This is a genomic window from Rhodococcoides kyotonense, assembly GCF_900188125.1.
Taxonomy (GTDB): Bacteria; Actinomycetota; Actinomycetes; order Mycobacteriales; family Mycobacteriaceae; genus Rhodococcoides; species Rhodococcoides kyotonense.
The window spans coordinates 62,879-74,049 of sequence record NZ_FZOW01000008.1; the positions used below are offsets into that span (position 1 = coordinate 62,879).

The following is an 11,171-nucleotide window of genomic DNA, read 5'->3' on the forward strand; positions in this document are numbered from 1 at the left end:
GGCTTGTAACACTTCGGTTCGTCCTGCAATTATTTCTTGTCGGGCTCAGGAAATGAGCCCCTTCTCGGAGAGAAAAGCAGATGAGCCGTATTCGACTTCGTTCGGTGGTGTCCGCACTGTCGGTAGCCGTGATCACCGCCGGGGTGACCCTCGGGGCCGCGTCGTACATAGCGCCGACCGAACACACCCTCGCTCAGGCAGAGGCCGACGTTCTACCCACCACCGTCGGTGTGTCCGACAGCGGCGCTCTGCTGTGGTCAAGCGACGCCGAACTCAACACCACGTTGTCGATTCTCGACGCGGCAGGAATCAAGTCGCTGCGTGTGTCCATCCCGTGGGCCAGCGTCGAACCCGTGCAGAACCAGCTCGTCTGGACGGCCGTCGACCGCGTCGTGAATGCCGTGAGTGCGCGCGGAATCTCGATGCTCGGCATCATCGCGTACACGCCGGCCTGGGCGACGTCGCCTCCCGGCCAGCCGATCAACACGCGGCCTGCATCGCCTGCGCTGTTCGGTCAGTTCGCCGGAAAGGTCGCCGCCCGGTACAAGGGCAAGATCGAGGCATACGAGATCTGGAACGAGCCCAACGGCGCGATGTTCTACGGACCGTCTCCCGACGCTGCCGGGTACACCGACCTGCTGAAATCCGCCTATCCGGCCATCAAGAGCGCCGACGCAGGGGCCACGGTCGTCGGCGGCGTGTTGGGTTCGGTCGTCGACATGGCAGGAGTGCAGAACCCCGTCTCGTTCATGCAGCAGATGTACGCCGCGGGCGCAGGGGGCAAGTTCGACGCGTTGTCGTTCCACCCGTACCAGTACTCGCTGAAGTTCGCCGACGGCGTCTACGTCGACGACTCTCCTGCCCGCCAGGTCATGGACATCCGCGCGGCCATGGTCGCCAACGGTGACGGCAACAAGAAGATCTGGGCCACCGAGTACGGCGTCCCGACCGCGGTCACGTCGGAAGAGCAGCAGAGCGACATGATCACGCACTTCATCACCAAGTGGCAAGAGTTGCCGTACGCCGGGCCGATCTACCTCTACCAGCTGCGTGACCAGCAGACCGGGAGCGCCGACACGGAGATGACCTTCGGTCTCCTGCGGTCCGATTGGAGCGGCAAACCTGCGCTGTGGGGCGTCATGTCGCAGCTGATGAACAACGTTCCGCGCTCGGCCGAGTACGACCGCTTCCAGATGGTGCCGAGCGGGCTCGGCGCGCCACTCAGCCCGGTGTTCCCGATCCGCGACACGTGGGCGCAGATCCGCGAATACGCGACGGTGTTCCAGACGCCTGCGGGGTTCATCGCGTCGCCGAACGTGGTCGCGGAAGCGGTCCGGCGCACCGGACTGTTGCCGACCACCGGTTTCGCCAACGGTTACCAGGACTTCGACAGCCCGTACGGCCTGCGCGTGTTCTCGACGGACATCGGCGGTACGCGTCTCGTCGGCGGCGGCATCATCTCCGCCTGGGATCCGACGCTCGGGCCTGCGACCAGCGACGAAACCCCTGTCGACGGCGGTGGCGTGCGCGTGACCTTCCAGTACGGCTCGATCACCTGGACCCCTGCCGCGGGGGCTCGGGCGCAGAGGTAGTCGCGTCCCTCCCCTCCACGCATCTGTGTGGAGGGGAAGGCCCCGACCCGCGCAAATGCATGTGCGTCTGCGCAGGTTGCGAAAACAAACCGATTTCCGAATAAACTAGCAATCGGCAGGTTTGAAGCGTCTTTCTCGATATTCATTCAGTCTCGAAGCGTCCGAATTTCGCTTTTCACCGACACGTCACATTCGTACCGGTCGGTGTCTTTGTCGGCGTCTGAATTTCAGGCCGGGAAACCCTCGAGAACCCGGTCCCTCGGAGAAATCATTTCCGCCGTGTTAAATCCCGAGGAATACCGAGTATCCATACTCTCGTTGCACCGAATTGGCACTGTGAACCACCTCACTTAGTGCTACCAATTCCGTCTCTCAGCGGATACTTATCTACTGTGAACGAATGACACAGCGGGGCAGCGCTATGTCTGTAGTTTTCGTCCCGGTCGGGGGACGCACGTGAGCTCTACAGCAATCGCACAATGTCGTAGCGAAAAGAATGCTTCTGGAGTCGGGACCACACGTCATAGCTCTCTTTGTGCACGGTTCGACACGATTGGTTGAGGGATGAAGGCAACATATCCGACGCAGGTCGCCGCATGACGCAGGAAATGACCCGACCCGTGCGCGTCGCGATCGCCCACGACTACCTGACGCAACGCGGTGGTGCGGAGAAAGTCGTGCTCGCGATGACACGTGCATTTCCCGACAGTCCCGTCTACACAACCCTCTTCGAGCCGTCGACGACGTTCCCCGATTTCGCGGGCGTCGACGTCCGCACCTCGCGGCTGAACCGAATCGGGTTCCTGCGCAAGAATCATCGTCTCGCACTACCCCTTCTCCCCTTCGCGTCGAGTTCCATCGCGATCGACGCCGACGTCGTACTCACCAGTACCAGCGGGTGGTCGCACGGATTCCGCACGTCGGGCCGCAAACTCGTCTACTGCTATTCACCCGCCCGATGGTTGTACGAGTCGGAGATGTACCTCGGTGAATCGAGCAGCACACTGAAACGTGTTGCACTGAAAGCACTCTCCTGGCCGTTGCGGCAGTGGGACCGTCGTGCAGCGGAATCCGCGGATCGCTACCTGGCCATCTCGACGGTCGTCCAGAAGCGCATCACCGACGCCTACGGCATCGCGTCCACACTGCTTCCTGCGCCCTTCACCGTCGAGAACGCACCACCCGAACCGATCGCCGACGCCGAGGCATGGCTCGCCGGGGATCCGTTCCACCTGTGCATTTCACGCCTGCTGCCCTACAAGAACGTCGACAAGATCATGGCGGCCTTCGCCGGTTCCGATCGCAAGCTCGTCGTCGTCGGGCGTGGCCCCGAAGCCGACCGCCTGCGAAAAGTCAAGTCGGACAACGTACTCATGCTGAGCGACCTCAGCGCAGGCGAAATGACCTGGCTCTACACGCGGTGTAACGCCGTCGTCGCCGCGAGCTATGAAGACTACGGATTGACCCCCATCGAGGCCGGCTATCACGGGAAACCGAGCGCGGTGCTTCGGTGGGGCGGATTCCTCGACACCGTCGAAGAAGGCGTCACGGGTGTCTATTTCGACCAACCCACACCCGAAGCCATTCGGGAGGCGGTCGAGAAGCTCGAACGAACAACATGGGAGCCGTTGAAGATTCAGGCTCACGTGGAGCAGTTCAGTGAGGAACGCTTCGCAGCAGAACTGATTGCGGCAGTCACAGAAATTCACGAAGAAACAATCGAGAGGAAGCTGTCGCGATGACCAAGAGGGCATTGATCACGGGAATCACCGGTCAAGACGGTCTCTACCTTGCCGAACTGCTTCTGAGCAAGGGCTACAAGGTTTTCGGATTGCTTCGCGGACAGAACAATCCGAAGGCCGCGATGCTCGACCGCGTTCTCCCCCAGGTCGAGGTACTTACGGGCGACCTGCTCGACCTCTCCAGTCTGATGCGCGCCTTCGCCGTCGCCGACCCAGACGAGGTCTACAACCTCGGCGCGGTCTCGTTCGTCGCGTACTCATGGGAGAACGCTCGCCTCACCACCGACGTCACCGGCGGCGGCGTGCTGAACATGCTCGAGTCGACGCGTCTGTACCAGGACGTCGCGGGCAAGCAGGTTCGCTTCTACCAGGCATCGAGCTCCGAAATGTTCGGCAAGGTCCAGGAAGTCCCGCAGCGCGAGGAAACACTGCTGTGGCCGCGCTCGCCGTACGGTGTCGCCAAGGTCTACGGCCATTACATGACGATCAACTACCGCGAGTCGTACGACATGCATGCCAGCTCCGGAATCCTGTTCAACCACGAATCCCCGCGTCGTGGAATCGAATTCGTGACTCGTAAGGTCACGCGTTCCGTCGCACGCATCGCGCTCGGACTGCAGAGCGAGATCGCTCTTGGCAACCTCGACGCCAAGCGTGACTGGGGATTCGCCGGTGACTACGTCGAGGCCATGCACCTCATGCTGCAGCAGGAGCAGGCCGACGACTACGTCATCTCCACCGGCGAGACCCACTCCATCCGTGAGCTCCTCGACCACGCGTTCGCGGCCGTCGACATCACCGACTGGGCCGAGTACGTCAAGATCGACCCGCGCTTCTTCCGGCCTGCAGAGGTGGACCTGCTCGTCGGTGACTCGTCCAAGGCACAGTCCGTTCTCGGCTGGAAGCCGAAAGTCACCTTCCCCGAGCTCGTTTCGATGATGGTGCAGAACGACCTTGCGGAGCAGTCGGCCGACACGGTCAAGATAGCGTGACCGAGAAGCGGCCGACGGCCCTCGTCACGGGGGTCGCCGGGCAGGACGGTAGCTACCTGTCCGAGGCACTCGTCGAGCTCGGTTGGACCGTTCACGGAGTAGCCCGACCCGGTTCCTCGGATGTGGTCGACCACGTCACGATGCACCACGCCGACCTCGGAGAGCCCGGGGTCGCTGCGGATGTCGTCACTGCAACGGACCCGGACTACGTCTTCCACCTCGCCGGTATCTCGTCGGTATGGAGGTCGTGGAACGACCCGGTGCTCACCACACGCGTCAACGGAGTGTCTGCGACATCGCTGCTCGACGCCTGTCACACGCACCAGGAGGCGTCGGGCAAGCGCGTCATGGTGATCAACGCATCCAGTGCAGAGATCTTCGCCGGCTCCACGGACGCGGCGAAGAACGAGGACTCGCGCATCGCTCCGACGTCGCCTTACGGCGCGTCGAAGGCATTGAGTCACAACATGGTCCAGGTCTATCGAGCCCGCGGGCTGGAGGCGACAAACGCGATCCTGTTCAACCACGAATCGCCGCGTCGCCCGGACACCTTCGTGACCCGCAAGATCACCAAGGCTGCAGCCGCGATCGCTCGCGGAACACGGAACAAGCTCGAACTCGGCAGCATGTCCGCCCAACGTGATTGGGGCTGGGCACCGGACTACGTCGCAGCGATGATCGCGATGGCGTTGCACGGCAAGGGAGACGACTTCGTAGTCGCAACGGGGCAAGCACACAGCGTCGCCGATTTCGTGGCGGCCGCGATGCATGCCGTCGGCATCGACGACTGGCGCAGTTACGTCGACGCCGATCCCGAGATGCTGCGGCCCGCCGATTCCGCGAGAATGATCGGCGACGCGTCCAAGGCACGCGACGTGCTGGGGTGGACGCCCACCAAGAACTTCGAGGAGATCGTCACCGCGATGGTCGACTTCGACATGACCGAGGAGATGGCAGCATGACAGCGCTGGAAGAGCCGACGACGGGCGCGGAGATTCACCACGTCTCGGACTACAAGATGCAGGACATCTCGTTGGCCCGCAAGATCCGAAACCGAATTGGCACACTGGGATTCAACATGGTGGTCACCTACATCCCATCGCATTCGATACGTCAGAACTTCCTGCGTGCGTTCGGCGCGAAGATCGGCAAGGACACCTCGATCTTCCGCGGCACGACGATCCTCGACATCGAGAACCTCGTCATCGGTGAAGCCTGCTCCATCGGATTCCGATGCATGTTCGACGCGCGCGGCGGAATCACCATCGGCGACAACGTCGTCATCGCCAGCGACACCCACATCATCGGTGGTTACCACGACCACAACGATCCGACGTTCAAGCCGATCCTCGAGCCGTGCGTCATCGGCGATTACGTCTGGATCGCCAGCCGCAGCACGGTACTCAGCGGTGTGACCATCGGCCGAGGTGCCGTGGTGGGTGGGTGCTCCATGGTGCGCAAGGACGTCGGTGAGCTCGAGGTGGTCGCGGGTGTTCCCGCCCAGGTCCGCGGCACTCGTGACCCGAATGCATTGCAGTATCGCCCGAAGTATCGTCCGCTGTTCTACTGACCCATGTGCATGAAAATACATAGCCCGCTATGTATTTTCGTGCACATGCTCCGAAGGAGCCCCACCCGCTGATGCTGAGCGACTACCGCCTCGTCTACGTTGCCCCACGCTCCGGCGTGGGCGGCGTCGGCGACTATGCCGACGACTTCGCGGCCGCTGTGCGCCCGCACTTCGGCGAGGTCGTCGAGTACCGCCACGACGGGCCGGGGAACGACTCGGTACGCGACATCCTCGCCCACCGCACGGCGATCGAACAGCTCGTCGAGGATCCGGACCGCACCATCGTGCACTGCGAGCTCAGCGGTGGCTCGGTTGTTCCGTTCTGGGCGACGCGCAAGCTCGCCGGAGACCCGACGGTGACGGCGACGGTGCACGACCCGCCCGGGCTCGTCTGGTGGCCTGCGCGGACCAAGTTCCTCGCCGGGCAGAAGCTGCTCAATCACGGTCTGCACTATCCCCTGCGCGGGTTGTGGCGCCGGCTGGAACGACACGTCGCAGCCGATCGCACGTTCTTCGCACTGACGAAGGCCGGCGCCGATTCGCTTGCCTCCCAGTACCCCCGCGCGACGGCGAAAGCCAGCACGATCTTCGTGCCCGAGCGCCCCGATCTGACACCCGCAGAGGAACGACCGCTCGCCGTCGGCCTGTTCGGTCTGGTGTACCGCGGCAAAGGGTTCGAACAGATCCAAAGCCTGCGCGACCGCCTTCCGCGCGAGATCGGAATTCGCGTCGCCGGCCGCGGCACCGAGCAGTTGCCTGCCGTCGACGGCGTGGACATCGTCGGCGAGGTCAACGACGCGGACGAGGATGCCTTCTTCTCCTCCATCCGCGCGCTCGTCGTCCCGTACGGCAGGCGCACGATCTACGGCGACGCGTTCCCTGCGTCGTCGGTCGTCACGCGAGCGATCGCCTATCAGACACCCATCGTCTGCATGAAGTACGGCGCGCTCGCCGAATCCGACGGTGGCGCAGTAGTTGTCGACGGCAGTATCGACGACGTCGCCGACTCGGCAGCGAACCTCGTCACCGATACAGAAGCCCTCGGCACGCTCAGGCGTGAGGTCGAGGCTCTGCGGCAGGCCAACACCCCGGAACTCGTCGTCGAAGATTTCCTGGCGGAGTGGCGCAAGTGAACGCCAACCTGATCAAGGCAGGCATCGCCGCGCTCTGGACCTACGGCGGCCGAGGGATCGGTTTGCTCTGGACCGTCGCGCTGATCGCTCAACTCGGCATCGCCGACTACGGCCACTACGCCATGGCCTTCGCTCTCGCCGCGATAGTCGCTGCACCACTGGATCATCCGTTCGGCGTTCGGTCCATCCGCGTCGACGAAGCCGACTATCTCGGTGAGCGCACCACTCGCGCGCTGATCGGTGTCGGGCTGATCGTCGTCGGGCTGTGCCTGATTCAGGTGAACTACGTGGCGTGGTTCGCGTTGGTGGTCGCCGGTGGCGAAATGGCCTTCAACGCATACAAATCCAAGGCTCTCCGCGACGGGCACCCCGACGTCACGCAGCGGATGGACACGGTGCGTCAGGCGTCGAGCATCGCACTGGCGACGGCCTATCTCTTCGCCGTCGCGGAGCCGACCTTGCTGATCGCGAGTCTGCTCTACGTCGCTCCGTATTTCGTCATCGCGATAGCCGCGCTTGCCGAGAGTCGCGTCGCCCGACCGCGCATTCCCGGATCGTGGCGTGAGATCTCGATGCTGTTCTCGGAGAACCTCGCCAACGCCGTCTACATCCAAGGCGACGTGTTGTTGCTCGGCTATCTCACCGACAGCACGATCGCCGGGTACTACTCCGTCGCCTCGGTCACCGCATGGGCTGTTGCGTTCATCGGACAGTCGTTCGGGCACACGTTCCACGAGAAGCTACGACTCGCCGACGGCCGCGTCACGGCCGGGCCCGCACTGAAGCACACCGTCGTACTCGGCTGCGCAGCAGGCTCTTTGCTGCTGATCGCGGGTCTCGTACTGTTCTTCACTCCGGCACCGTCGGAAGTTGCGGGCGCGCTCGTCGTGATGTCGTTCTTCGTCGTCATGCGCGTGATGAACTACGTCTTCACGACCGTTCTGTATCTGCAACACCGGGACCGCACCCGCGTCCTCGCCGCAGCAGTGCTCGCACCGCTCAAGATGGTGTTGATCCTGTGCCTGTTCCCGTTCGGCGCCGTCGGTGCCGCGATCGCATCGGTCGTCACCGATGCCGTTCTGCTCGTGTGGTTCACGCGAGCGCTCTACCGTGAACCCGCCAAGGAAGAGGTGGCCTCGTGAGGCGTGCGACGTTCCTACTGTCGAAGGATCCGATCACCGAGCACGGCGGCGATATCGCGTTGTCTCGCTTGATGATGCAGCTCGCGCGGGAAGCGTTCGAGGTTCGGTCGCTGTGCCTGTCGAAAGAGCAAGCGCCGTCACCGGATCCCGACGTCACCCGCGTACTCAAGCCCGGAGTCGACGCCAAGCTGCTGCTCAAATCGCTCCGGCCGACGCGCAGCATCGTCCACGGCCGATACGACGTCGACGCATTCGTCGCCGCAATCGAAGCCTCCGAGTCGGATGTCTATGTGGCCGAACACAGTTACATGGCCGAACCGTTCATCCGCTCGGCGAAGTTCGGGTCACCGTTCGTCATCAACACCGTCAACACCGAGTCACAGGTCTGGAAGGTGACGCGGGGACTCACGGGCCGGATCGAGGCGCCCAGAATTCTGCGTGACGAGATCCGCGTCGCGCGTGCAGCCGACGCCGTGGGTACCTACGACGCCGACGAGGCAGAGATGTACCGCAGCGAAGGCGTTCACGACGCACGGTGGATCGACCTGACACTCGAGCCGACGCCGAAACTGGACCTCACACAGACCGCGAATCGACTCGTCTTCATGGGCACACGCGACTGGCCGCCGAACCAGGAAGCCTTCAAGATCGCGCTCGAGTACTGGCCCCGGATCTCCGAGGGAATCGACGACGCAGAGCTGTGCATCATCGGCGCAAAGGCAACGGGTGCACCCGATCCCGTCTACCCGCCCGGCGTCCGTGACCTCGGCTTCGTCGACGACCTGCAGGAATTCCTCGGCACCTGCCGCGCTCTGATCGCACCCGTCGCAACCGGCGGCGGTGTGCGCGTCAAGATACTCGACGCCGCGAGCAAGGGGCTTCCGGTCGTCGGGACCTCGGCGGCCGTCGGATCGCTCGGACCCGTCTTCGAGCTCCCCACGTTCGACGACCCGGAGCAGTTCGTCGCCGAATGCCGTCGCTATCTGCTCGACCGTAGTGCCGCCGTCAAAGCCGGACAACGCATCTACGAACTCAACACCGCCCGTTGGGAAGACCGCATTCCGCACACCACCGTCGCATCGCTGATCGGCGCACCACTCCGATAACGCTTAGGATCACCGCCATGCTGAAACACCGAGTTGCTACCGTCGTCGCCGCTGCGGCCCTTGCACTGGGCCTCACGGCGCCCGCCGCGCAGGCTGCCCCGCCGTCGGGACTGGGTTTCAGCAGCGGCGCGCCGTTCGTGCTGCTCGACGACGCCACCCTGAACAACGAGCTCGTCGCAGGCCGCGAGGTAGGAGCGTCGTGGGTTCGCGTCGTCGTCAACTGGGCGGCGATCGAGACGGCACCGGGCGTGTTCGACTGGAGCAACACCGATCGCGTCGTGAATGCGGCTCGTGCGCAGGGCTATTCGGTTCTGGCGGTACTCGCCGGCACGCCCGCGTGGGCGCAGGGAGGCATTCCCAGCTTCCTGCCGGGTGCTGTACCGGCCGATGCAGGTACCTACGGTGCGTTCGCGGGCGCTGCCGCAACACATCTCGGCGATCGCGTCGACACCTACGAAGTCTGGAACGAGCCGAACATCCCCTCGTTCTTCGCGCCCGTCGACGCGTCGCGCTACGTGGGACTTTTGCGCGCGGCGTACCCGTCGATCCATGCAGGTGACCCGGGCGCCACCGTGATCAGCGCCGGACTCGCCACCACCATCGACACCGGCGGCTGGACCGTCGCACCGGTGACGTTCCTTCAGCAGATGTACGCGGCCGGAGCTGCGGGCTTCATGGATGCAGTTGCGTTGCACCCCTACACTTTTCCGTTCACCGTCGAGAACGATCCCAACGGCCAGTGGACACAGGTCGACCAGGCGTACGGCACCATGACGGCCAACGGCGACGGTGGCAAGAAGATATGGATCACCGAGCTCGGCGCGCCGACCGGCAACGGCCCCATGTCCGTCAGCGAGGACGCGCAAGCCGCGATCATCGGCAGCAGCCTGGCCAAGGCGTCGCAACTTCCTTATGTCGGACCGGTTTTCGTGCACTCGCTGCGCGACTCGGGCACCGACGCGTTCGACTCCGAGCAGAACTACGGTCTGCTGCGGAGCGACTTCAGCCGGAAACCATCGTTCGCTGTGGTGCAGGGCTCCTGACGACAGCTGTGTAGACGCCGACGACCAGGGCTGCGGCGGCTGCGGTCCACCCGACCGGCGCGCTGCTCAGCTCGCCGGCAAGTCGACCCTGTGCGATCCACATCAGGCCCCACACGATCCCGATTGCGGGAGCGGCCGCGCCGCCCGAGTAGACGGCCAACCAGACACCGACGATCGCGGCGACGACCACCGCGCCGACGGCCCACACCGTCGCACCCCCGGTGATGCCCAGGTCGACGAGCCACGCGGTCACGTTGGCGATCGTTGCGACGCACACCCAGCCGAGGTACAGGCCCATCGTGCCGTCGGTGATCACCGCGTCGAGGCGATTCTCGGGTGGCGTTGCCTGCGTGAGAACGAAGATCCGAACGAGGGTTGCCAGCAATGCGGCGATCACGAGGACGCTCAGCCACAGCAGGCCCGCTTGAATCGTCAGAATCCACACCGCGTTCAGCAGCATCGACACCGCGATCGGCACGCGTAGCGGTTCCTGCCTCGGCCCGGCGAAGAACTGATGAATCGCGTACGCGGCGAACCCGATGTAGATGACGGTCCAGATCGAAAAAGCGGGCCCCGACGGCGCAACCAGCGTCGATGACGCACTGAGCGCGCCATTCGCTGCCTCCGCGATCGGCGTGCCCACCCACGCTCCCGAACCGATGAAGGACCCGATCACCGCAACGACCGCGCTGACGAGGACTCCGACCTGCCGTGTCATGTCCAGCCTCACTTCTGCCGAGACGTGGCGGATCCAGCGTCCCCGACGTCTGCAGTCGGATTCCCGAGGTGGGGTGATCGCAAACCGGCAGATGGCTTGAATGGTCCGCTCAAACCATCGGATCGTATGAATG

Annotated in this window: 10 protein-coding genes; 9 read left to right on the forward strand and 1 reads right to left on the reverse strand. The window is 64.0% G+C overall.

The annotated features are described in order from the left end of the window. Positions 1 to 80 precede the first annotated feature (80 nt). The 9 genes from CHB96_RS14710 (at position 81) to CHB96_RS14750 (ending at position 10,320) form a co-directional block, all read left to right on the forward strand. Positions 81 to 1,592: a cellulase family glycosylhydrolase gene (locus CHB96_RS14710; RefSeq protein WP_089247464.1), complete on the forward strand. Its 1,512-nt coding sequence runs from the start codon at positions 81 to 83 to the stop codon at positions 1,590 to 1,592. A 596-nt stretch (positions 1,593 to 2,188) separates the two neighbouring features. Beyond that, complete coding sequence (locus CHB96_RS14715) at positions 2,189 to 3,334, forward strand: glycosyltransferase (protein WP_245865711.1); 1,146 nt, start codon at positions 2,189 to 2,191, stop codon at positions 3,332 to 3,334. Continuing rightward, positions 3,331 to 4,326, forward strand: a complete 996-nt coding sequence (locus tag CHB96_RS14720; RefSeq protein ID WP_089247466.1) for a GDP-mannose 4,6-dehydratase — start codon at positions 3,331 to 3,333, stop codon at positions 4,324 to 4,326. The genes CHB96_RS14715 and CHB96_RS14720 overlap by 4 nt, the downstream gene beginning before the upstream one ends. Then, a complete protein-coding gene (locus CHB96_RS14725) occupies positions 4,323 to 5,288 on the forward strand; it encodes a GDP-mannose 4,6-dehydratase (protein WP_089247468.1) in 966 nt (321 codons plus the stop codon). Before CHB96_RS14720 ends, CHB96_RS14725 begins: the two co-directional genes overlap by 4 nt. Next, on the forward strand, positions 5,285 to 5,896 hold the full coding sequence (locus CHB96_RS14730; protein ID WP_089247470.1) for an acyltransferase: 612 nt from the start codon (positions 5,285 to 5,287) through the stop codon (positions 5,894 to 5,896). The genes CHB96_RS14725 and CHB96_RS14730 overlap by 4 nt, the downstream gene beginning before the upstream one ends. A 71-nt stretch (positions 5,897 to 5,967) precedes the next feature. Next, positions 5,968 to 7,029: a glycosyltransferase gene (locus CHB96_RS14735; RefSeq protein ID WP_089247472.1), complete on the forward strand. Its 1,062-nt coding sequence runs from the start codon at positions 5,968 to 5,970 to the stop codon at positions 7,027 to 7,029. Further along, on the forward strand, positions 7,026 to 8,171 hold the full coding sequence (locus tag CHB96_RS14740; protein WP_089247826.1) for a lipopolysaccharide biosynthesis protein: 1,146 nt from the start codon (positions 7,026 to 7,028) through the stop codon (positions 8,169 to 8,171). The genes CHB96_RS14735 and CHB96_RS14740 overlap by 4 nt, the downstream gene beginning before the upstream one ends. After that, positions 8,168 to 9,277 carry a glycosyltransferase gene (locus tag CHB96_RS14745; protein ID WP_089247474.1) on the forward strand — a complete coding sequence of 370 codons (1,110 nt, stop codon included), beginning with the start codon at positions 8,168 to 8,170 and terminating at the stop codon, positions 9,275 to 9,277. The genes CHB96_RS14740 and CHB96_RS14745 overlap by 4 nt, the downstream gene beginning before the upstream one ends. Positions 9,278 to 9,294: 17 nt before the next feature. Then, complete coding sequence (locus CHB96_RS14750; RefSeq protein ID WP_089247476.1) at positions 9,295 to 10,320, forward strand: alpha-amylase family protein; 1,026 nt, start codon at positions 9,295 to 9,297, stop codon at positions 10,318 to 10,320. Here CHB96_RS14750 and CHB96_RS14755 read toward each other — a convergent pair. Beyond that, a complete protein-coding gene (locus CHB96_RS14755) occupies positions 10,280 to 11,038 on the reverse strand; it encodes a TspO/MBR family protein (RefSeq protein ID WP_089247478.1) in 759 nt (252 codons plus the stop codon). The two genes, CHB96_RS14750 and CHB96_RS14755, sit on opposite strands and share 41 nt — an antisense overlap. Between the last annotated feature and the right edge of the window lie 133 nt (positions 11,039 to 11,171).